Source organism: Sporomusa rhizae, from assembly GCF_041428845.1.
Taxonomy (GTDB): domain Bacteria; phylum Bacillota; class Negativicutes; order Sporomusales; family Sporomusaceae; genus Sporomusa; species Sporomusa rhizae.
Map to the genome: position 1 here is coordinate 1,821,950 of NZ_CP156925.1, position 24,461 is coordinate 1,846,410.

Annotated in this window: 16 protein-coding genes and 2 pseudogenes; 17 read left to right on the forward strand and 1 reads right to left on the reverse strand. The window is 43.3% G+C overall.

Features of this window, described 5'->3' with window-relative positions:
- Positions 1-827: 827 nt before the first annotated feature.
- The 17 genes and pseudogenes from SRRS_RS08110 to SRRS_RS08190 form a co-directional block, all read left to right on the forward strand.
- A complete protein-coding gene (locus SRRS_RS08110; RefSeq protein WP_371367842.1) occupies positions 828-1,604 on the forward strand; it encodes an IclR family transcriptional regulator in 777 nt (258 codons plus the stop codon).
- Between the two features lie 855 nt (positions 1,605-2,459).
- Positions 2,460-3,872, forward strand: coding sequence for an FAD-binding oxidoreductase (locus SRRS_RS08115; RefSeq protein ID WP_371367844.1), 1,413 nt, complete (start codon positions 2,460-2,462; stop codon positions 3,870-3,872).
- Between the two features lie 148 nt (positions 3,873-4,020).
- Positions 4,021-4,995 carry a bile acid:sodium symporter family protein gene (locus SRRS_RS08120; RefSeq protein WP_371367846.1) on the forward strand — a complete coding sequence of 325 codons (975 nt, stop codon included), beginning with the start codon at positions 4,021-4,023 and terminating at the stop codon, positions 4,993-4,995.
- Between the two features lie 186 nt (positions 4,996-5,181).
- Positions 5,182-6,588, forward strand: a complete 1,407-nt coding sequence (locus SRRS_RS08125; RefSeq protein ID WP_371367848.1) for an amino acid permease — start codon at positions 5,182-5,184, stop codon at positions 6,586-6,588.
- A 614-nt stretch (positions 6,589-7,202) separates the two neighbouring features.
- Entirely contained in the window at positions 7,203-10,733 is a 3,531-nt protein-coding gene (nifJ, locus tag SRRS_RS08130) for a pyruvate:ferredoxin (flavodoxin) oxidoreductase (protein WP_371367850.1), read from the forward strand.
- Between the two features lie 220 nt (positions 10,734-10,953).
- Entirely contained in the window at positions 10,954-12,297 is a 1,344-nt protein-coding gene (locus tag SRRS_RS08135) for an acetyl-CoA hydrolase/transferase family protein (protein WP_371367852.1), read from the forward strand.
- Positions 12,298-12,330: 33 nt separating this feature from the next.
- Positions 12,331-13,470, forward strand: coding sequence for an acyl-CoA dehydrogenase (locus SRRS_RS08140; protein ID WP_371367853.1), 1,140 nt, complete (start codon positions 12,331-12,333; stop codon positions 13,468-13,470).
- Between the two features lie 52 nt (positions 13,471-13,522).
- Positions 13,523-14,311: an electron transfer flavoprotein subunit beta gene (locus SRRS_RS08145; RefSeq protein ID WP_371367854.1), complete on the forward strand. Its 789-nt coding sequence runs from the start codon at positions 13,523-13,525 to the stop codon at positions 14,309-14,311.
- Positions 14,312-14,326: 15 nt separating this feature from the next.
- On the forward strand, positions 14,327-15,523 hold the full coding sequence (locus tag SRRS_RS08150; protein ID WP_371367856.1) for an FAD-binding protein: 1,197 nt from the start codon (positions 14,327-14,329) through the stop codon (positions 15,521-15,523).
- A 32-nt stretch (positions 15,524-15,555) separates the two neighbouring features.
- Positions 15,556-16,341 (forward strand): short-chain-enoyl-CoA hydratase, encoded by a 786-nt coding sequence (locus SRRS_RS08155; RefSeq protein WP_371367858.1) that lies wholly within the window; start codon positions 15,556-15,558, stop codon positions 16,339-16,341.
- A gap of 173 nt (positions 16,342-16,514) precedes the next feature.
- Complete coding sequence (gene panB / locus SRRS_RS08160) at positions 16,515-17,381, forward strand: 3-methyl-2-oxobutanoate hydroxymethyltransferase (RefSeq protein ID WP_371367860.1); 867 nt, start codon at positions 16,515-16,517, stop codon at positions 17,379-17,381.
- 225 nt (positions 17,382-17,606) lie between these two features.
- Positions 17,607-17,795 carry a hypothetical protein gene (locus SRRS_RS08165; protein ID WP_371367862.1) on the forward strand — a complete coding sequence of 63 codons (189 nt, stop codon included), beginning with the start codon at positions 17,607-17,609 and terminating at the stop codon, positions 17,793-17,795.
- A gap of 233 nt (positions 17,796-18,028) precedes the next feature.
- Positions 18,029-18,808, forward strand: a complete 780-nt coding sequence (locus SRRS_RS08170; protein WP_371367864.1) for a PhzF family phenazine biosynthesis protein — start codon at positions 18,029-18,031, stop codon at positions 18,806-18,808.
- Positions 18,809-18,944: 136 nt separating this feature from the next.
- Entirely contained in the window at positions 18,945-19,724 is a 780-nt protein-coding gene (locus SRRS_RS08175; RefSeq protein WP_371367866.1) for a PhzF family phenazine biosynthesis protein, read from the forward strand.
- Positions 19,725-19,891: 167 nt separating this feature from the next.
- A complete protein-coding gene (locus tag SRRS_RS08180) occupies positions 19,892-20,350 on the forward strand; it encodes a RidA family protein (RefSeq protein WP_371367868.1) in 459 nt (152 codons plus the stop codon).
- A gap of 203 nt (positions 20,351-20,553) precedes the next feature.
- Positions 20,554-20,742 (forward strand): annotated as a pseudogene (locus SRRS_RS08185) (IS3 family transposase); the annotation flags it as partial.
- Positions 20,743-21,094: 352 nt separating this feature from the next.
- Positions 21,095-21,220: pseudogene (locus SRRS_RS08190) on the forward strand (IS3 family transposase); the annotation flags it as partial.
- A gap of 87 nt (positions 21,221-21,307) precedes the next feature.
- On the opposite strand, the gene SRRS_RS08195 reads toward SRRS_RS08190, so the two are convergent.
- A complete protein-coding gene (locus SRRS_RS08195) occupies positions 21,308-24,214 on the reverse strand; it encodes a MobA/MobL family protein (protein ID WP_371367870.1) in 2,907 nt (968 codons plus the stop codon).
- Positions 24,215-24,461: the final 247 nt, after the last annotated feature.

A 24,461-nucleotide genomic window follows, 5' to 3' on the forward strand; every position in this document is an offset into this window, starting at 1 on the left:
CCCTCCGTGATAATAACGGTCTTCGGAGTTATGACATTGCGATTACGAGAAAAACATATGAGAAATATCTAGCGATTAAGGGTGCTGACGTTATTCGGAGGCAATGCATTTTGCATTGATATAGCCTCTCGTGGTGGTACAGATATGGTTATTGAATGGCTCCTTAGCAGAATGAAAATGGAAAAGAGTAAATTGGCATGGTTGCTTAAACAGACTCTGCAAACGATATTCTTAAATATATTGATTGAAAGTCACAAGATGTCACACCATGTGTAATTTTGACTTTACTTTTACTGTTTAATCAACTAAAATTTAATAAAAATAATTGAATTATGTAAAAGCTATGAAAGGAAGAAATAGGCCAGATTTACCTCATTTAGAGAGCAGCCGGTTGGTGCAAGGCCGCAGAGGTACTGATGCGAATACATCCTGGAGCCGCTTCCTGAATGGAGTAGGGTTCGACGGGTTATGCCCGATATAGCGTATGAGTGCGCTTGCACTCGTTGTGGGGATTTCTGTGAGGAATTTACGGAGTCAGAGGTGGTACCGCAATTTTGCCTTCTGCTCCAATGGGAGCAGAAGGCATTAGATTGTAGAGTGTCATTTAGGGGAGCCTAAATTAATAAAGCCTGCGAGGTGCATTTATGGAAAAACGTCAAAGTGGTATGACCAATAATAAAATCAAGAGATTGAAAAAGCAGAACGCGAGTCTGGTGCAAAATTCGATAATTTAAAGAATTTTTTTGACTTAAACTATCTTTCTTGTTTTTTAATGATATAATTATTTTATTTCCCATGCATTATAAACTACTTAAGGAGAAATAACAATGAATTCAAAAAATAATACGGTGAATTCTGTAGATAAAGCATTAGCTGTTTTGGAAGCTTTGGGTCGTTTCGGTGAAATTGGAATTTCTGATTTACATAGAGAGCTTGGTTTTGGAAAAGGAACGATTCACCGGTTAATCACTACATTGCGGGTCAATGGATATGTTGAACAGACGGAAACAGAAAAATATAGAATGAGTTTAAAGCTCTTTGAGATGGGCAGCAAAGTCGTTAACAGGCTAGGCATTCGTGAGGTTGCAAAGCCTTATATGGAGCAGTTAGCTATGGCTACTAAAGAAACGATTAATCTAGGTATAGTGGACTGCGAAGAGGTAATGTATTTAGATCGTATAGAAAGTCCCGAACCATTGCGCATGGGGCTAGAGGTAGGAACTCGTGTACCGATTTATTGCTCTGGGTTGGGTCTGGCTATTATTTCCAATTATACTCCGGCTGAAATTAATAACTTACTAACCTCGATAGTGAATAAAGGGCGAATGACTCAGTGTACGGAAAATACAGTGACTGATCCGGAAATTTTAAAGAAACGGCTTCAGGTATTTAAGGAACAAGGATACTCTTTTGAGGATGAAGAAATTGTGATTGGGCTGCGATGTGTAGCAGCTCCTGTATTCAACTTTACTGGTAAAGTAGTGGCTGCAGTGAGTATTGCCAGTCCTAAGGTTCGATTGACTGATAAGGCGCTTCCTGAATTCGTTACATTACTAAAAGAAGTAACTAAAGATATCTCTAGCCGACTTGGTTATAATAAGTAAGTTATATAAACATAATACAGATTTTTTCAATCTCCAAATGATTTCTTTGTGTGGAGAGATTGAGGACAGCTTTTTCAAGAGGATTTGTTTATATTATAAAAAATATTTAAAAAAATAAAATCTAGCAGGATTTTTTCTAAGAGGGGTCGAACACTGCTTAATAAAATTAATGTGTTTTTTAAAATGAAATTGAAACGGTCGTTCTCTATTGTGGAACAACTGATATATATCCGATTTTTAGCTTTTATGACAAGGAGAGGTTCTAACCAATTAAGTCAATATACTATCTGCGGCGACTTACAACCAGACTGTTACTAAGTCGGGAAGATAGACCAAAGTTAACTTAGTTAATTTGCCAGGGCGGATTCAATTTTTTTGCAAAATAATCGAAACGATCGTTCCTTATAATAGAACGGTATATATTTTACTTAATTTCTGGATTTTGTGACAAGGAGATATCCTAGTCGATTATACTTCAGCTTCTTTCTAGGGCAAATAGATGGATGGTTATTTTTTTAAGATTACATCTCTCTGGCGTTTATTATTCTGGCCAGTTAAGTTAGGATTGCCCCATTGCTATTGCTGGGGTGGCTTAATTTTGCGAATTTTCCATTATTATGATTTTTGCAGCCTATCTTTATGGGTTTAAGGGCAAACGCCTTAATCTATAATTTCTTGGATTTTGAGAGGTACTCTTACGAAGGAGGTATACGTTATGAAACAATCTCTGGAAACAAGTTAGAATTAGCCTGCTATGGCAAGATAGGCCGGGATGCTAAAGAGAGATTGGAAATCTATAAACAATTGGCGAAGCAAAATTAATTATTAATTCAATAAGTAAAAGGAGTGGACATTATGTATCAGTACAACAAAGTAACAGGAGAATTGATACAAGAGTTAATTTTAGTTTTAGGAGACCGCTTTGTCACCACTGATCCGGAAAAGCTAGAAGTTTATAAAACGGATGAGGAATCCAATCCCAAATATCATCATTTGCCAGAAGTAGTTGTTTTTCCGGAAAACACCGAACAGGTCGCAGCAGTTGTAAAATTGGCCAACAAATACACTGTGCCAATTACGCCGCGGTGCGCGGGTACAAGTCTTGCAGGAGGTGCAATTCCGGTGCATGGTGGGATTGTATTGGTGTTGGAACGCATGAACAAAATAGTAGAGTTCAATGAGGAAGGAATGTATGCAGTTGTCCAAGCTGGAGTCCGTACAGCTGAAGTACAAGCAAAGGCAAAACGTCACGGATTGTTGTATGCGGGAGATCCATGCAGCAGTGATAGCTGTCAAATCGGCGGCAATATGGCAACCAATGCTGGAGGTAACAAAGCTGTTAAGTATGGAACAACACGGGATCAAGTCTATGCTCTTGAAATGGTTACTCCTACAGGAGAAATTGTGAATGTTGGTGCGAGGCTCCAAAAAAGAAGCACAGGATATGCCTTAGAAAAATTGATTGTCGGATCTGAAGGGACACTTGGTATCGTTACTCAAGCTACCCTGAAGCTCAGACCTTTAGCTCCGTACCATATCGACATACTTGCAATTTTTACGGACAACGAAAAAGCGCTGAGCTTACCGAATAGAATTCTTAAAGCTGGTGTGGATCCAACAAGTATTGAATATATGGACAATCAGGCTATTAACTGCTGTGGAAAATATATTAAAGTTGATTTGCCTTGGGCAGATAAAGACGGTATTTATGTCATTATTACGATAGAAGCTTTCGATGAAGACGACATTGATAAAAAATCAGAAATTCTTGATGAGTTGTGTGCAAACGTAGGTGCCGTGGAAATGTTGATCGCAGATGAGGAGCGTATCTGGAAAGCCAGAAGAAATTACGGAGAAGCTGCCAGAGATGCTAGTTTAGTCTATTATGCGGAAGACTTTGTAGTTCCACTGGACAAAATCTATGAAGCAGTGAATTGTTTGCCTGAATTAGAAAAGAAATATGGCATTGCAACCATGACTGTTGCCCACATTGGTGATGGAAATATTCACACTGATTTGATGAAATTTAACATACCAGACGAAGAATGGGATGAAAAGGTGAAGGCCTTCCATAATGATTTATTCCCAGTCATTTATGGATTGGGAGGTAGATTATCTGGAGAACATGGCATTGGTTCAAAAAGAGTCAAAGATATGAAAAAATATGCAGATCCCGTGGAACTTCAGATCATGATCAGCATAAAAAAAGCATTAGATCCTAAAGGTATTTTAAATCCTGGAAAAATGTTCGATCTAGTGAAACAGTAAGAATCTTATATGCGGGATATGATGCTAAGAGGGGGATTGAACACATAATGGTATCATTATGTCTACTGTCCTACTAAACTTTTCGTTGCAATGGCATATGGTGTTGAAGACGTAATAATATTAGGGGATCAAAGGGAGGAAGAAAAAAATGAAAACAATTGTAAGAATTGGGGATTTTATTACGAAGTTTTTCACCCTGTGGTTAGTACTTCTTGCAATTATAGCCTTTTTGAATCCTGAACCATTTAAGCCTGCTGGAAAATATGTCACTTATTTATTAGGAATCATCATGCTTAGCATGGGACTGACCATGAAACTGAATGATTTTAAATTAGTCCTTTCCCGCCCCAAAGATGTGTTGTATGGTGTGGCTTTACGATATATGATTATGCCGTTCGTGGGTTTTAGTGTTGCAAAACTTTTTGGATTACCGCCAGCACTTGCTGCTGGGTTGATACTTGTTGGATGCTGCCCGAGTGGCACATCTTCCAATGTCATGACTTTTATTGCTAAAGGAGATACGGCGCTTTCGGTGACAGTATCTAGTATTAATACGGTAATTGCACCCATTGCAACACCCTTTTTATTCATGGCTCTGGCTGGTGCACTTGTACCGATAAACGCCCAAGCTATGCTCCTTGACATCCTAGTGGTAGTAATCATTCCTGTTGCGATAGGTATTTCATTAAATACATTCATGCCTAACTATGTTGTCAATATTCAAAAAATTTTGCCAATGATATCGGTCATTGCCATCCTTATAATTAATACCGCAGTTGTTGCTCTCAGTGCAAGTAAATTAGCGACGGTTGCACTTATCATTTTTGCAGCTGTGGCGATGCATAATTTGACAGGGTTTACCCTTGGTTATTGGATGCCTAGATTGTTAGGTATGCCCCCAAAAAAGGCAAGAGCCATCTCCTTTGAGATAGGAATGGAAAATGCCGGTTTAGCGGTTGCACTGGCTATGGCTCATTTAGAACCTTTAGCCGCTATACCCGCTGCAGTATTCAGTATGTGGCATCTTACGTCAGGTTCAACGCTGGCTAATATGTGGAGTCGTAAGGTGGGTACGGTTAAAGATGGTACTGAAGATATACAAACAGGAGATAAAGCGCTATGAAACAAGTACAAGAATATCGTGCCTACTATAATAAATAGCGCCCGATCTAAAATTCGACGGAATTGGGGGGACAGAAAGAATGTTTAATCTACTAAACACGTCATAAAGTATCTATGTCATTCATTGGTGTAAAAAAGGCATAAGAAAGTTCCAAATCATGAGTATGAGAAAGGGGCAATAAAGAAAATGGCTGAAAGACACGATTCTATGCATGAAAACCTAAACCGTGACTTAAAGGAAAGACATATACAACTTATCGCAATTGGCGGTGCCATTGGTGTTGGCTTGTTCTTAGGGTCAGCATCCGCTATAAAGGCTGCTGGACCGTCAATAATACTTGCTTATGCACTTGGTGGTGTATTTGTATATTTCATAATGCGTGCACTCGGGGAAATGACGGTTGAAAATCCTGTGTCAGGTTCTTTTAGTGCTTATGCACATGAATATATTGGACCTTTGGCGGGCTACTTAACGGGTTGGTCATACTGGCTTTTTTGGGGTCTTGTCTGTATGATTGACCCGACAGCAATTGGTGTCTATATCAACTACTGGTGGCCAGAGATACCACAGTGGGTGTCCGCATTAGTGACCGTAGTTTTATTAACAGGCGTTAATTTAACTGCTGTTAAAGCATTTGGAGAATTTGAATTCTGGTTTGCCTTAATAAAGGTTATTACAATCGTTGCTATGATAATCTTTGGATTAGCTATGATAATTTTCGGTCTTGGTAACGGCGGTGTTCCAGTTGGCATTTCTAATCTTTGGACTCATGGTGGGTTCTTCCCTCACGGAATGGAGGGAACTATCATTGCATTGGTTATGGTTGCATTTGCCTTCTTCGGAATGGAACTAATCGGTGTTACAGCTGGCGAAGCTGCAAACCCTGAAAAGACAATCCCGTCAGCCATCAATAAGGTTTTTTGGCGAGTTTTAATATTCTATGTTGGCGCATTGTTTGTTATCTTATCTATCTATCCATGGGAACAAATGGGCACAATAGGAAGTCCTTTTGTTATAATTTTTGCTAAGCTTGGTATTCCTGCCGCTGCAGGTATAATTAATTTCGTTGTTATAACTGCATCAGCATCAGCATGTAATAGTGGTATATACGTAGCTGGGCGTATGCTTTATAATCTTTCTTTACAAGGAAAAGCACCCAAATGTTTATCGGAATTAAGTAAATCAGGTGTTCCTCGTAAAGGCATATTAGCATCGGTAGTCATGATGCTTATTAGTGTTGTCTTAAATTACTTAATACCTGCCGAAGTGTTTAATTACTTAGTAAACATTATAACGTTCGTAGGAGTTTTTGCTTGGTTTATGATAATGTGGGCTCAACTGAATTTCAGAAAGAGACTTACACCTGAACAAGTTGCAAAATTGAAATTCCCCATGAGAGGGTTCCCTTATTGCAATTGGTTAACTATGGCGTTCCTTGTATTCGTTATAGGTGCAATGGCTCTGGATCCTAACGATAGGATATCCCTTATTGTTGGACCAATATGGTTAATAATTGCAACAGTTGCTTATTATGCCGCTGGGTATAACAAAATAGATGACCCAAAACGAACGGGAACAGTCGAGAATAAGTAAAGCTACTTGCAATTTCAATAATATAGTTTATGTTAAGGAGGGAGGGGCTGTCGCACTGGTGGTGGAAATATGTTCCAGGCGGCAGCCTTTACTATACTCCAACTGAAATTAATACATTGTTAACCTCGACAGTGAATAAAAGCCGAATGACTTAGCGTACGTAAAATACAGTGAAAAAATTAAAATCTAGCAGGATTTTTCTGAAAGATGTCAAATGTAACTCAATAATGTAAGAGGCATTTTTTAAAGAACAAAATTGGAACGATCGTTCTTTATATTGGAACAAACGAGCTATACATTTATCTTCAGCTTTTATAACGGGGGATGATTGTCAAATTTTTTACCAAACAACTGAAACGACTGTTCTTTATAACGGAACGGACTATGTGTTTTTTGTAGCCTAACTTCAAAGGACTAAGGCCAAACGCCTTAATCTATAAATTCCTAGGTTTTGAGAGATTACCCTTGCGAAGGAGGAAATAAATTGTGAAACAAACCATGAAAACAAGTTAGAATTAACCGGCTATTTGAAGGAGACTGCAAATAACTATTGTTTACGAGTTGAATTACATGTTAGAGAAAAATTATAGAGAATGAAAGGGGATAAATAATCTATGACAAGAAGAATGAAAACCATGGACGGGAATACTGCGGCAGCCTATGTATCTTATGCTTTTACCGATGTGGCGGCTATTTTCCCTATAACTCCGGCCTCAGATATGGCTGAACATGTGGATGATTGGGCTGCTAAGGGGAAGAAGAATATCTTTGGACAGACAGTAGAAGTTGTGGAAATGCAATCTGAAGGCGGAGCGGCTGGCGCCGTACACGGATCCCTCCAATCTGGTGCCCTTACCACTACCTATACCGCCTCTCAGGGTTTGATGCTCATGATCCCCAATATGTATAAAATTGCAGGGGAATTGTTGCCTGGCGTATTTCATGTCGCGACACGGGTTGTTGGGACCAATGCCATCAGTATTTTTGGTGATCATACTGATGTTATGGCTACACGTCAGACCGGATTTGCCATGCTTGCCGAAAGCAGTGTTCAACAGGTCATGGATCTAGGAGCGGTGGCTCACCTCTCAGCGATTAAGGGGAGTGTGCCCTTCGTGAATTTCTTTGATGGGTTTCGTACGTCTCATGAAATTCAGAAAATCGAAGTTCTTGAATATGACGAACTGGCCAAGCTACTTGACCAAGATGCCGTTAACAGCTTTCGCCGAAATGCGCTCAATCCTGATCACCCAGTTTTCCGGGGGACTGTACAAAATTCTGATATTCACTTCCAACAACGGGAAGTAGCCAATCGTTACTGGCAACAACTGCCAGATATTGTGGAAGGTTATATGGCCGAAATAAATAAACTCACCGGCCAAGACTACCATCTATTTAATTACTACGGTGTCCCCGACGCTGCTCGCCTAATTATCGCCATGGGTTCCATGTGCCAAACTATCGAAGAAGTGGTAGATTACATGAATGCCCGGGGTGAAAAAGTCGGGCTCCTTAACGTGCATCTCTATCGTCCCTTTTCCATCGAACATTTCTTCAAGTATATTCCCAAAACAGTACAAAAAATTGCTGTTCTTGACCGAACCAAAGAAATGGGCGCTTTAGCTGAGCCTCTTTATCTCGACGTTAAGACCGCCTTTTACGGCAAAGAATGGCAGCCAGTCATCGTAGGTGGTCGCTGTGGAGTGGGCGGTAAAGACGTTATTCCGAGCCACATTCACGGAGTGTTCGAAAATCTCAAGGCAGATCAGCCCAAAGACCACTTCACTGTCGGCATTGTCGATGACGTAACCTATATTTCTTTACCTTTTGGCGAGGATATCGACACTACCGTCGCCGGCACGACAGCCTGTAAGTTCTGGGGTCTTGGAGCCGACGGCACAGTAGGGGCTAACAAGAATGCCATCAAGATCATCGGCGACAATACTGACATGTATGCTCAAGCATACTTTGCCTATGACTCTAAAAAATCTGGCGGAATTACCATATCGCACCTTCGATTCGGCGACCAAGCTATCAAGTCTCCTTACCTCATCAACAAAGCCGATTTCATCAGTTGTTCCCAGCAGTCCTATGTAGATAAGTACGACATCCTCTATGGTTTGAAACCTGGCGGAATATTCCTCCTTAACACAAGTTGGGCGGCGGAAGAGTTAGACAAAAACCTTCCGGCAACAATGAAAGAGTACATTGCCAAGAACAACATTCAATTCTATACCATAAATGCCGTGAAGATCGCTGGAGACCTTGGCCTCGGCGGGCGTTACAATATGATTATGCAGTCCGCCTTCTTCAAACTGGCAAACATTATTCCTGAAGATAAAGCCATTCAATACCTCAAAGACTCGGTTGTCAAGTCTTATGGCAACAAAGGTGAAAAGATTATCAGCATGAACAATGCCGCCATCGACCAAGGCGTTACGGCACTGGTTAAAGTTCATGTGCCAGATTCATGGAAGCAGGCTACGGAGGCAGAGTCTGTCTGTGTTTGCAGTGCTGAAAAACAAAAATCAGTACCTGAGTTCATCAGCAAACTCCTTGTACCCATGAATCGCCAAGAAGGTGATAAGTTGCCTGTGAGTGCTTTTTTAGGCATGGAAGATGGTACTCATCCTCTTGGTACATCGGCTTATGAAAAACGTGGCATTGCCATCAATGTACCACAGTGGCTACCGGACAATTGTATACAATGTAACCAGTGTTCCTATGTTTGTCCTCATGCTACGATTAGGCCCATCTTGGCCACTGCCGAGGAAGTAGCTGTGGCTCCTGTCGGCTATACAACAAAACCTGCGATCGGAGCAAATGGATTAGAATTTCGTATGGCTATTTCTCCCAAGGACTGCACTGGTTGCGGCAATTGTGTTAATGTGTGTCCAGCGAAAGAGAAAGCCTTGGTAATGCAGCCTTTGAGTAGTCAAATCGAACAAGACGCTTTATGGAATTACGCGATCAGTCTCTCACCGAAGAAGAATCCTATGAGCCCATTAACCGTAAAAGGAAGCCAGTTCGAACAGCCTCTTCTCGAATTCAACGGCGCCTGCGCTGGTTGCTTGCAGACAGCTTATGCCAAACTCGTGACCCAACTTTTTGGCGATAGGATGATGATTGCCAACGCTCATGGATGTTCCACTGTCTGGGCAAATAGTACACCGTCTATCCCTTATACCAAAAATCACCGCGGGCATGGCCCGGCCTGGAACAGCTCACTGTTCGAAGATAATGCCGAATTTGGCCTGGGGATGAAGCTCGGAGTAAAGCAGATTCGCAACCAGCTTGCCATGCTTATTTCAGAAGCGAACCAACGGAATCTGGGAGAAGAATTTAATGCTGCCTGCAGCGAGTGGTTAGTCCAAAAAGAGGTTAGCGATGGAACAAGAGAACGGGCTGATCGCTTGATCGCCGCATTGGAACAGGTTAAAAAAGACGATGCCCTACTTAATTATATATACGAAAATAGAGACTTCCTAGTGAAGCGGTCCCAGTGGCTGTTCGGTGGTGATGGCTGGGCCTATGATATTGGCTTTGGTGGCCTGGATCATGTTCTGGCCTCTGGGGAAGACGTGAATGTTTTCGTTTTCGATACTGAAGTGTACTCAAATACCGGCGGACAGTCCTCCAAAGCCACTCCAGCTGCTGCCATAGCTAAGTTTGCCGCAAGCGGTAAGAAGACCAAGAAAAAAGATTTAGGGCAGATTGCGATGACTTACGGCTACATCTATGTGGCTCAGATTGCCATGGGGGCTGATCGAAATCAGACCATCAAAGCTATCGCTGAGGCTGAAGCTTATCCTGGTCCATCACTTATCATCGCATATTGTCCGTGCATTAATCATGGATTAAAAGCTGGTATGAGCAGCAGTCAGGAAGAAGCAAAAAAAGCAGTGGACTGCGGATACTGGTCTTTGTATCGTTACAATCCAACATTAAAAGACGCAGGAAAAAATCCCTTTATTCTCGATTCGAAAGAACCTACGAAGAACTTTAGGGAATTCCTGATGGGAGAGGTTCGTTACTCCTCGATGAAAAAAGAGTACCCCGAATTGGCAGACGATTTGTATGACAAGACAGAGAGGGACGCTAAAGAGAGATTGGAAATCTACAAACGATTGGCGAGGCAAAACTAATCCAATTCAATAAGTAAGAGGGGACATCACGTATCCCGATCCCCAATGTCACCATTTTGCTGGTCACTGGCTATGTCTTATTTAGAACCTTTAGCCGCACCCGATGCAGTATTCAGTATGTGGTATCTTACGTCAGTTCAATGCTGGATAGTCTTTGAAGTTGTAAGGTGGGTGCGGCTAAAGATGGTATTGAAAATCTACAGAAAGGAAGTAAAGCGCTATGAAACATGTGCAAGAGTACCGTAGTAAGCTTGTTTCTGCCGAACAAGCAGTTAAAGCTGTGCAGTCTGGTAACTGGGTGGATTACAATTTCGGGCAAGCTCAACCGGTGGTGCTGGATAAAGCGTTAGCGGCGCGCAAGGTTGATCTGCATAATGTGAAGGTGCGAGGCGGATTAATGTTTCGTCCGTTGACCATTGTTGAGGAAGATCCGTCAAGAGAACATTTTTGTTATAGCAGCTGGCATCTCAGTGGCTATGAACGGCAATTGAGCGATCGTGGTCTATGTAATTATATCCCGATGATTTATCGCAATATGCCGTTATTTTATCGCAAGAGCTTAGAAGTTGACGTTGCGATGTTCAGTGTTGCGCCAATGGATGAAAATGGTTTTTTTAACTTTTCCCTTGTCAACTCGGCATCAAAAGCTATAACAGAACGAGCTAAAATTGTTATTCTCGAAGTTAATGAAAACCTTCCTGTTATAGCTCACGGTAAAGAAAATGCTATTCATATCAGCGATGTAGATTATGTCGTTGAAGGAGATAATCCAGAACTGCCGGTTATCAACCCAGCGCAAAGCTCAGAGACAGACAACGCGATTGCCAGGCTAATCTTAGGGGAAATCTCCGATGGTGCGACAATTCAGTTGGGAATCGGGGCTTTACCTAACGCTGTAGGTACAATGATTGCAGAATCTGATCTGAAAAATCTGGGGATGCACACAGAGATGCTTGTCGATGCATATATGGTGATGGATCGCGTGGGAAAATTAACTAATACAGCAAAGAAAATTGATAAAGGATATGGTGTATTTTCTTTTTGTGCCGGAAGTAAAAGTTTGTACGACTGGGTAAGAGATAATGACACCTTGGCTTCGGTTCCGATTGACTACTCCAATGCTCCGCATATAATGGCTCAAAATGATAATCTGGTTACAATTAATAATTGTATAGAGGTTGACTTGTTCGGACAGGTCACATCAGAGACATCAGGGAGCCGCCAAATTAGCGGCACCGGAGGACAACTTGATTTTTTAACGGGAGGGTACTTGTCCCATGGCGGAAAAAGTTTTATTTGTTTTAGTTCAACGTTTACAGATAAACGAAGTGGACAGTTACGCTCGAGAATCTTGACAGGCTTGCCCGAATACTCTGTAGTAACCAATCCCCGTACACAGGCTCATTACCTGGTAACAGAATGGGGAATTGCTGATCTGGCAGGGCGGTCAACATGGGAAAGAGCGGAGCGGATTATTAATATTGCCCATCCTAAGTTTCGAGATAAGCTTATTCAGGGAGCGGAACGATTGGGAATTTGGCGAAAAACCAATAAGAAATTGTAAAGGGACGATGATAAAAACAAGGAGTGGTTATGGATGGCCATATTAAATGAGGAACAATTAGCAATCCAAAAATTGGTGCGTGAATTTGCAGAGAAAGAAATCGCACCGAAAGCAGCACATTATGATCATACAGAAGAGTTTCCATGGGATAATATTCGTCAACTAGCGGATATGGGTCTTATGGGAGTACCTATAGATGAAAAATACGAAGGTACTGGCCTTGATGCAATGTCCTACATGATAACCATTGAAGAGATTTCAAAGGCTTGTGCTGCGACAGGTGCGATTGTAGCCATACACACATCGGCGGGGTCGGTGCCTTTAGAATTGTTTGGTACAGAGGAACAAAAAGAAAAGTATTTGCCAGATTTGGCGTCGGGCAGGAAGATCGGTGCTTTCGCACTTACGGAACCTAATGCAGGCTCCGATGCCGCTAAAGTATCCACTACTGCTATTTTGGACGGAAATGAGTACATTCTTAATGGGGCAAAATGCTTTATTTCCAACGGCGGTGCGGCGGATACCTATCTGGTTTTTGCCACAGTAGACAAATCAAAAGGGTTAAAAGGTATCACTGGTTTCATTGTGGAGAAAGGGACTCCTGGTTTTAGCATCGGCAAGAAGGAAGAGAAAATGGGGATTCGCGCTTCGGCAACGGCAGAACTGATTTTTAATAATTGCCGAATTCCAAAAGAAAATTTACTCGGTAAAGAAGGCGAAGGGTTCAAGATTGCGATGATTACCTTGGATGGCGCTCGGATTGGAATTGGCGCCCAGGCCGTAGGCATTGCTCAAGGAGCATATCAGGAAGCATTGCGATATTCAAAGGTCCGGGAGCAATTTGGAAAACCAATTGCCGCTAACCAGGCTATTGCCTTCAAGTTGGCTGATATGGCCATCCAGATTGAAGCGGCTCGGCAACTAGTATATCATGCAGCCGGTTTAAAAGATGCTGGGCAATCATATGGCAAAGAAGCAGCAATGGCTAAGACCTTTGCCTCAGATATGGCGGTGAAAGTAGCTCTCGAAGCTGTGCAGATTATGGGCGGTTATGGTTACTCACGAGAATATCCAGTAGAACGGATGCTGCGCGATTCAAAAATCACCCAAATCTATGAAGGAACTAACGAGATACAGCGAATTGTCATTGCCGGACATATTTTGCGGAAATAAAGAATAACTCACACTATGTTCCTCACAACTTTGCAAATTGGAGGTTGAAAATATGGAAATTGTTGTATGTATTAAGCAGGTGCCAGACACTACTGAAGTTAAAATTGACCCCGTCACCAATACATTAATCCGTCAAGGGGTACCCAGCATTGTTAACCCCTTCGATAAAAATGCCGTTGAAGCGGCTTTGCAACTCAAAGAAAAACACGGCGGCAAAGTAACTGTCATCTCCATGGGGCCGCCTCAGGCTAAAGACGCACTGAAAGAGTGTCTGGCCATGGGGGCTGATGCTGCCGTCCTCATAAGCGACCGCGCTTTCGGGGGAGCCGATACCCTGGCAACTAGCTACGCCCTGGCCGCCGCCATTCGCAAACTGGGCAAAGTGGACATCATCTTCTGCGGTAAACAGGCCATCGACGGCGATACTGGCCAGGTAGGTTCGGAAACCGCTGAACACCTCGGTATCGCCCAGGTTACCTACGTGTCCAAGATGGATGTTGACAGCGATACCGCTAAAGTAGAACGGGAACATGAAGAAGGTTATGAGATCATCGAAGTCAAACTGCCTGTCTTGGTGTCTGTCATCAAGTCAGCGGAATACGAGCCACGTTTCCCGTCAGTAAGGGGCACCATGAAGGCCAACCGTGCCGAGATTCCTGTGTGGACGGCAGCAGATGTGCAGGCTGACGAGGAGAAAATCGGCCTCAAGGGTTCACCTACCAAGGTTAGCAAAATTTTCAGCCCACCCCGCCGGACTCAAGGCGTGGTTATCCAAAAAGACAGTGCCCAGGATAGCGTAGTCGAGTTGCTGCAAAAATTGAGAGAAGCGAAAATCGTATAAGGAGAGGAAAGAAAAATGGCTGTAAAAGTACTACTGGAAAAATGTATTGGTTGCGGCGCATGTATAGATGCTTGCCCTTTTGGTGCACTTGTACTTTTGGACGGAAAAGTCGACATCAATGAAGCTTGTAGCCAATGTGGTGCTTGTGTCGACGTTTGTCCGGAGAATGCCATCATTCGGGAAGAAGTGGCTAAAGAAGCAGCAATGGACAAGAGTCAGTATAAAGATGTATGGGTATATGTAGAAATCGCCGAAGGAGTTCCCCGGAATGTCAGTCTGGAGCTTTTGGGAGAAGGACGGAAGCTGGCGGACGCCACCGGCGAGAGGTTAGGGGCCATACTCATTGGACAGGGAGTAGAAGGCGTGGCAGCCACCTTGTTTGCCAACGGAGCCGACAAAGTATACCTGGTGGAGGCGCCGGAGTTAGCTCACTACAATACCGACGGCTACACCACAGTGGTTACCGACCTGATTAAAGAGTTTAAACCGTCTGTTATTTTGTTGGGTGCTACCAACGACGGTCGTGACCTGGGGGCACGAGTAGCCTGCCGTGTTGGCACCGGCCTTACCGCTGACTGCACTGACCTGGGGATCGACAGTGAAACCGGCTTGGTAGCCTGGACTCGTCCCGCTTTTGGCGGCAACATCATGGCCACTATTCTGTGCCCGGAGCATCGGCCACAGATGGGTACTGTCCGTCCGTCGGTATTTAAGAAACCCATACCGGATGCGACCAGGATAGGTGAAATTATTCGAGTTAGCAGTATGGTCAAGGCCGAGGATATTCGAACCAAGCTGCTCAATGCCATCAAGGTAAGTGCTGGTTCCTGCAACCTGGATGAGGCAGAGTTTATCGTATCTGGGGGGCGTGGTATGGGGAGCCCTGCAAACTTCCGCTTTATCGAAGATTTGGCGAACGTGCTGGGTGGCAGCGTAGGTGCTTCCCGTGCGGTCGTTGATGCCGGCTGGAAGCCGCACATGCATCAGGTCGGCCAGACTGGTAAAACCGTAGGACCAAAGATATACATTGCCTGCGGTATTTCCGGTGCCATCCAGCATGTGGCCGGTATGTCGTCGTCGGACATCATCATTGCCATTAATAAGGACCCTGATGCGCCGATCTTCAATATCTCCGACTATGGGATTGTCGGTGATGCTTTGGAAGTATTACCGATCTTGACAGAAAAATTCAGGGAAATTAAAGGAAGTTAAGGATCATTTATTATAAAAAGCGTTCTTGGGGGATGCACATGTATAAGAATATTTTGCTTGAAAAGTCTGAAGGGATCGGCTATATAACTATAAATCGTCCCAAGGTCCTTAATGCTCTTAACAAAGAAACAATGATAGAGTTAAGGGATGTAGTTCACGAAATCGGAACTGATAAGGACATTAAAGTGGTGATAGTAACAGGCAGCGGAACCAAAGCATTTGCAGCGGGCGCTGACATTTCCGAGATGCATGGTATGACAGCTCTCGAAGGTCGGGAGTGGGGGAAGTTTAGTCAGAAAGTATTTAGTGATATCGAAAACTTGTCTCAACCGGTAATCGCAGCAGTAAATGGCTATGCATTAGGCGGTGGCTGTGAGCTTGCGATGAGTTGCGACATTAGAATTGCTTCTGAAAATGCAAAGTTTGGACAGCCAGAAGTGCTACTTGGGGTGATTCCGGGCTTTGCAGGAACTCAGCGACTTCCGCGCCTGGTTGGCAAGGGAAAAGCAAAAGAGCTTCTTTTTACTGGCGAGCAAATAGATGCTCATGAAGCTTATCGGATTAGTCTTGTGAATAAGGTTGTACCTCATGAGGAGCTGTTATCGGTGGCTAAGGCTATGGCGCAAAAAATCCAGTCCTGCGCTCCGATAGCGGTACAGCTGTGCAAGGTAGCAGTCAACGAGGGATTGGATACTGATCTTGATACAGGCGTCGCGTATGAAGCCGAGGTATTCGGTTTGTGCTTTGCTACTAATGATCAAAAAGAAGGCATGTCGGCGTTTGTCGAAAAACGCAAAGCACAGTTTGTGGGAAAATAGAAATCTGGCACAAGGTTTTCGAATATGACACTGTTAGCATTGCCAAACCCTCAGTGAGAGTCACAGAGTCAGTACGTTCGGAATTAGTAATCCTTACTGTTTGGTAAGGGAATATTAAATGTTTTAGCTCGGGCAATTGAAAAGCAATATGAATGAATGGAAGAGGTACTATCATGACACAAAAGAAAACTATCTTAGATCTCTATAAGATGAAGGAAAATGGGGGAAAAGCGGCATGGACGACGGCATACGATTGTTGCTTCGCAGCTTATGCCGAAAAGGCCGGTATGGACATGATCCTGGTAGGTGATTCCATGGGGATGGTCGTCTACGGGTATCAAGGAACTATTCCGGTAACCATGGATATGTGCATCAATGCTTGCCAAGCGGTACGAAGAGGCGCGCCGAATACATACGTGATTGGAGACATGCCGTTTGGCTCTTACCATGAGAGCGTAACTTCCGCAGTACACAATGCTGTCCGGTTTATAAAAGAAGGCGATGTGGATGCGGTCAAATTGGAAGGTGGCGTGGCTGTTACAGAAGTTATTAAAGCAATTGTTAGGGCAGGCATCGTTGTTTTTGGTCACGTTGGTTTAACCCCGCAAAGTTCTACGGCTATGGGTGGTTTTCGAGCACAAGGCCGTACCGTTGAAAGTGCTCGCGCCGTGATTCAAGATGCTATCGCAGTGTATGAAGCAGGTTCACGTTGCATTCTGTTGGAAGGGATTCCTGAAGCAGTCGGTGCCTTTATTCACAGGATTCTCCCCATTCCCGTTTATGGCATTGGTGCAGGTTCTGATACAGACGGCCAGGTTTTGGTTGTCGGCGATTCGTTAGGGATGTTTGAAGCATTTAAACCAAAATTTGCTAAGAAATATGCGGATATTGCTGGTGTCGCAACCCAAGGATTTGCTCAATTTATTAAAGAGGTAAAAGAAGGATCCTTTCCCGCATCTGAACATAAATACAGCATTTCCGGAGATATTGTCGAGTTCGAGAAATTATTTATAGAAATGGAATCTAATTTAAGAAAGTAAAAAATCAACCTTATAAATACGATTTTAAGAAAGGGGTGCATACTAAGTTAGAATTAACCCACTATAGCGAAGGGAAAAAAGGGAATGGGGAGTAAAATCATGATTCAGTATCATAGGGACAATTGTTTTTTTCGGATCGCAATGGAATGAAATCGGTTTTGTGGTATTAGACTGCAAATAACTATTGGTTACGAGTTGGATTTGCAAGGTGGTAGTTAACAGGGGATGGATACAATCTTTATACCAGCATTTCGTATGAAGCTGAAGTATTCGGCTTTTACTACTGTTGATCAAAAAGAAGGTATGGCTGCATTTATCGAACGTAGAGCGCAGTTTCTGGGGAACTGGTATCCTCAATGGAGGCTCATAAATATGCTCTCACTTTGGGCAGGGAAGGAAAAATACAATATATAGTTAAATTTTCCCTTAAGGGCATGCCCCAAGGTGGGAGCATGATTGACGTTTCGTCTTGAGAAAGGGCAGAACGAAGGAATTAGGCACGAATTATGCTGTAAGATGAGGTAGGTTTGCTGCCTGGAACTGTGTAGAATTCCAATGACTCAAATATCGCTTAAAATCGTAAAAGTGAAATGGTGTGAACGATAAAGGAAAACAGAGAATACAAAATTATTAAGGAGGATTATATTATGAAATATTATGTTGTTGATGCGTTTGCCGAAAAGGTATTTGAAGGAAATCCGGCTGGTGTCTGCATCATGGATAAATGGTTATCGGATGATATTATGCAGCAGATTGCCAGAGAAAATAATCTTTCTGAAACGGCTTTTGCCGTTAAAGAAGGGGATAGTTATCGGCTTAGATGGTTTTCTCCCGGAAATGAAGTTGACCTATGCGGGCATGCTACCTTGGCTACGGCCTATGTAATTGCTAATTATTATGAACCTAATGCGGACAGAATTAGGTTTCAGACTATGAGTGGTGAACTTCTTGTTGTTAAAAAAGGAGAGCTTCTTGAAATGGATTTTCCCAGTAGAATGCCAGAGGCTTTTCCGTTGACGCAACAAATGGTGGAGGCGCTTGGGGTAAAGCCTGTAGAAACTTATTTGAGCAGAGATTTGATGTTTGTTTTGGAAAAGGAAGAAGATGTTCAGAACGCAGACCCTGATTTTTCGAAGCTGGAAAAATTACCGGATGGTATGGGGGTATTACTTACAGCCAAAGGCGAAAAGTATGATTTTGTTTCCAGATGCTTTTTCCCAAAAATTAAAATAAATGAGGATCCTGTGTGCGGTTCGGCGCATTGTAATTTCATTCCCTATTGGGCGCAGCGCCTGGGTAAAAATGAAATGAAGGCAAAGCAGGTTTCCAAGCGTGGAGGAATATTACACTGCAAATACTGCGGGGATAGAGTGACGATTAGTGGTTCGGCGGTAACATATTCTATTGCTGATATTCGGATAGACTAATTCGAATGCGTGTTAATAGCCTGACCCGAAGCGGGAATGTAGCTTGAAGTTTTGTTTTAGATTAGAATCGTAAGTGAGATGATGTGAAAGATAAGAAAAACGAAAAATACGGGAATTTATTAAGGAGGATTATATTATGAAATATTATGTTGTTGATGCGTTTGCCGAAAAGGTATTCGAAGGAAATCCGGCTGGTGTCTGCATCATGGATAAATGGTTATCGGATGAAATTATGCAGCAGATTGCCAGAGAAAATAATCTTTCTGAAACGGCTTTTGCCGTCAAAGAAGGGGATAGTTATCGGCTTAGATGGTTTTCTCCCGGAAATGAAGTTGACCTATGCGGGCATGCTACCTTGGCTACGGCCTATGTAATTGTTAATTATTATGAACCTAATGCGGACAGAATTAGGTTTCAGACTATGAGCGGTGAGCTTATTGTTGTTAAAAAAGGAGAGCTTCTTGAAATGGATTTTCCCAGTAGAATGCCAGAGGCTTTTCCGTTGACGCAACAAATGGTGGAGGCGCTTGGGGTAAAGCCTGTAGAAACTTATTTGAGCAGAGATTTGATGTTTGTCTTGGAAAAGGAAGAAGATGTTCAGAACGCAGACCCTGATTTTTCGAAGCTGGAAAAATTACCGGATGGTATGGGTGTATTAATTACAGCCAAAGGCGAAAAGTATGATTTTGTCTCTAGATGCTTTTTCCCAAAAATTAAAATAAACGAGGATCCCGTGACTGGCGCAGCGCAGTGTAACTTTATTCCCTATTGGGCGCAACGTCTGGGTAAAAATGAAATGAAGGCAAAGCAGGTTTCCAAGCGTGGAGGAATATTACACTGCAAATACTGCGGGGATAGAGTGACGATTAGTGGTTCGGCGGTAACATATTCTATTGCTGATATTCGGATAGATTAAGAAAGTTTTAGTAGCTTAATCAGAATGTATTAAATTTTTGTCCCAATATTTTAATAATACCAGTATTTGCTGGGGAAAACAAAAGTTGACCAAAGCCAGAAGGCTTGATCAATATATGGTCTCGGGTTTCCGAGAGAATATTGTATATAAAAGAGGGGGAAAACAAATTGAAAATCGAAGAAAAAATCAAACAATTAGGAATTGAATTGCCGGAAAGTGCTAAGCCAGCTGCTATGTATATACCGGTGAAACAATTGGGAAAAGCACTGTATGTATCCGGGCAGATTCCCTTTGTAAATGGTCAGTTGGTTTGTACAGGAAAGGTTGGCAAAGAAAGAACGTTGCAAGAGGCGGAAGAAGCTGCAAGAATCTGCGCCATCAATATTATTGCAGCAGTTAAGGATTATATAGGTGACCTAGATAAAGTTGCGAATGTGGTTAAAATACAGGCATTTGTCAGCAGTGAAGTAGGGTTTATGCAGCAGCATATTGTGGTAAATGCAGCCTCCCAACTATTTTATGACATATTTGGCGAAGCGGGGCGGCACGCGCGGACTGCAGTGGGCATCAACCAGCTTCCTATGGATGCAACTGTTGAGGTTGAGGCTATCCTCGAAATTATTTAAGGGGAAAATGGCATAAATAAAACCCCCGTTAGTGAACTGCACCTCTTATGTTAGACACGATGATATAATGTCTAACTGGTATGAACCCCTCTTGGTAGACTGGAAGTATGATTAAAACGTACAACTGATTATCAGGGGGGTTATGTCCAGAAAGAGATTTAACCGGGAATTTAAAGTTCAAGTTGTCAAACAAGTGATTGAGGAATAAGCAGCGCATTGGTTATCACCGTATCACACTTGAACTAAAAAATAGAGGAATCACCATCAACCACGAGACCGTACGGCGACTCATGAAACAGCTTGGCCTATTCTGCCGGGTACGGATGAAGAAATACAAATCATACCTTGGAGAAGTAGGGAAAACTGCACCGAACCTATTAAAGCGCAACTTTAAGTGTTGCCTCTCATCTAACTTGACGCCGTTAATATCAGTGTCATTGACGGTACAATTCAATCGACAACATGCCAACAGTTTGAGAAATGTACCGCAAACCATTTGTTGGGTTGGTCCTGCCTGTGCCGAGTAGATCACTACCCAACTGAACAATCAAGGATTCGCTACGCCGGCAAAGCCGTCCTTGATTGTTCAATTGGGTAGTGATGGATCATAATCAAAGCTGTGCCATATCAGACAGAATGACGGTAAAAATCAATGATTCAACTGCCACTCATGCTACTTCCTCAATGTCAGCGCCAGTGAGAAAAGAGTACCATTCCTACCGACATCAGATGTGAGTAGCAATATTTAAGACCAACAAGCCAAATCAAAAATAGGTTACGGATATCGCAGAGTTTTCTCTGTTCGGACAGAAACTCTATTTGTCTCCCATCCTGGATTTGTATAGTCGAGATATTGTCAGCTATAGTTTGTGAAAACTAACGAAATAATCCGCATGAATGCTGAATAAAGGGAGTTGTGATTCATGGAAGCAGCAATTTAGAGCGGAAAAAGGGTCTTTAAAATTCACCGTGTTCCCAGATAGTCTTATGTTGCTTTTCTTCACGCTCGGTTACCGTTTTTGCAGCAGAATCAAGCAGGCAATTATCCTCTTCGATTATTCTGGCGACGGCCGCGCAGGAGACGGATTTTGTAGTGAATGAGCGGGCGATTAGGGAAATTGCATCAGTGGATGCCAGGGTTCCTTTTGCAAAGTAACGGATGTTTTGACGCTGATCCGCAAGTACTTGCTTTTCTGTTGCTGCGAGAAGATAACCCAGCTCTTTCTCTTGATTGCTCAGTTCAGTCTGACGATTTGTCAGGCGCTGCATTTCTTCTCCTATGGATTGGTTTTTCTTTAAAATACCGGCTGTGATGGTGGACAGCCTTTCTTTAGCTTGTGGCGTCGCAGTCAGTTGTTCAATTTCTTTTTCCAGACAGGAGATGCGTTCCTTTAAGGCAGTATGCGTTTGGGCTGCGGCAAGGGTTTGCATCTTTTGTGTTTCAATGGCGATTTGAGCGTCCTGGTATTGGTGTTGTGCTTGGGTACTTAGCATTTTGTTATACCATTTCGGTTTTTCTAGCATGGTCAATGCGTATTCACGGGAAAGAAGAGAATCTTCTGCGCTGCGTTTTTCACGTTCTGATCTGGACAACTCTTTTTTCAGCTTTTGCAGAGCTTGCATTTTTCCTTCGCTCAGGCGATAGAGCGCAATCGTTTGGGCGCGCTTTTCGGAAATGCAGAGTGGACGCAGCGTTTCTATCTCTTGGAGAGTTCGCTTTTGTTCAGCGCGTAAGGAATATAAGGCGGTACGCAAAATGCCTTGAACTTCCCGCGCGGTATAGCGCTGTTCTTGCGGCGTTTCTTTGGTTGGCAGCTGCGAGAATTGGTTTTTGACCAGGGCTGTTTCCTTCATCAGTTTTAAGCGAAGAAGCGAGAGCTGGCGGATACGGTCTGACGTTTCGCTTAGCTTATTTTGCATTATACGGTAGGCGTCTTGTTGCGGTTTTTGTGCAAGCAGAAGCGCATTTGCTTTGCGGGTGACATAGGATTTTGCTTTTAGTGTGTTAAGGTTTTGGCGGAGTTCCCGCAGTGTGCTGCGTTGCTTTTGGCGCTCCGCCGCATTGGATTGGGCTATGTTTCCCAGACGTTTTTGCTCGGCGAGAAGTGCGGCAGTCTCTTTGGGCGAAGAAGCCGTTTTGAGACGGATTTCTATATCTTTCTGAGCGCGCTTTAGGAAAAAAAGATTTTCAGAGAGCTGAGTGTCTTTCTGCCATGCGGACAAAAAATCCGAATTATTGAGTGTTTTGATGTAGTCTTTCTGGGCTTTGCGAATTGCCTGCGGATAGGTAAGATGATCCTTTTCCATATCTGTTAAAACTGCGGCCAGCTTTTTAAGTTCTTCTTTTTGCAAAGGAATCTCTATAAGGGCAGCCTGCTCAAATGTTTCAAGCCGTGATGCCTGTTGCATATAGGTAAGACAAGCTCTGCGCAGTCGATCTTTTTTATTCGTGAGCGGGGAAATGAAACGAAGCGCTTTGGCGGTTTGGCGTGCTTTTTCCGTACAGTCTTCGAGGGCCTGGTGGAGAAGTGTTTCTTCTTCATTAAACTGCAAGATGGCAAGTGCTGATTCGCAGTAGGCAATTTGTTGGGACAGAGTTTTATTCTCCTGCTTTTGTAAGTCGATTAGATGTTTTTTTTCTTCACTGCATTTTTCGTGTACTGCTTCGAGGATAATGGATAAAGACCGCCTGTCGCGGTGTGCTTCTTTTATCGTGGAAAAAATCGCTTTTTCCTGTTGGCTCATTTCAGAAAAATGTTCGCCAGCCAGGCATTCACCAAAATGCCGGATGCTTTGGCAGGCAAAGTCCGTTGCTTTTCGCGCAGCGGTGAGATCAAGGAGAGGAGAGAGCGGGGCTTCATCAGATGTGTTGTGTAGTTGACCATCCGCTTGCTCGGTTCGTCTTTTTGATTTTCGCTCATTTTTATAATTTTGTAATTTCAGCAGGCGGTCTGCAGATTCAATTAATTGCGACAGCTCTTTCCGGAGAGCACGGCGTTCCTTTATGGCAATCACCAATGGGTGATCGGCGATGTTCGCAACCGTTGGGCCAATATGTTTTTCCGGTTCCAGGGAAAAGAGCCTCTCCATCAAGACATTCCCCTGCTGGGCGGCTTCCTGCCTGCGGGCACGATTGGAGCGATGGTCGACACGATCCACATGCCCGTATTTTTCTAACGCGGCATTCGTCATTTTGGAAAAATCCTCGCGCAGATATAACAGGTGGTTTCGGCCTTCCACTTGCTTATTCCAGACGGGAGCAACGGCACAGCCGCCTTCGCGGCGCCGGTCTACGATACTTCCGTCTTTACGCGTATAGAGGCGGCGCGCTTTTTGAAAAAAACAGCGTGGCTGGCGTTCGCTTTCTTTTTCCAAGGCATCCAGTTTCCGCGGTGAAAACATGAGATGGCAGTGCAAGTTTTCCTCGCCATCGCCCATGGCTGCCAGTTTGTTGTGAATGGCATAGGAGTAATAGTAGTTTGTCCCTAAATGTTTGTCGATAAATTCCTTTGCGAGTGCAAGATTTTGTTCCATCGTCAGTTCGCTTTGCAGGGCAATTTCAATTTCCTTATAGGTATGAACAGAGGTTTCATAAGCGTCTGCTGCCTGAAAGAAAGTTTTTGGTGAATTGTCCGCCCAGGCCGGCAGATGGTGTCCGCTACAAATAAAACCTTCTTTTTGGCTGTATTTTTCCTGCCGCGCAATATAGTCAAGATGATCCGCAGCCGCGATATGTCCGGCACGCTTTTGATCAAGGTTTGCATACTTTCCCTCGCGGTGATTGTATTCGGCGTGATCGCTGGCCAGGATGATGCGTCCGCCCGGTGTTTTGTTGTCTTTGATCGTAAAATGATAAAGCGCCATGCTCCGTGTACCTCCCTGAGAGAAAATTGGCCAACCGCAGGTTCAGCGCCGCCGAAGGCAAGCGGCAGATGGGTTTGGCACGACTTGACGAAATCGTCAAGTCCTAAGTGCGCCTGTCTCTGTTTCGGTCTGCTGTTTCATTTTCATTGTAGCATGGCTGCGAAAAAATCATGTTGCACGCTGTTGTAGGAGTTGCGCACACCGTCTATTCCTAGTTATACGAGCTTCGTATAATGAAAAAAAGGCG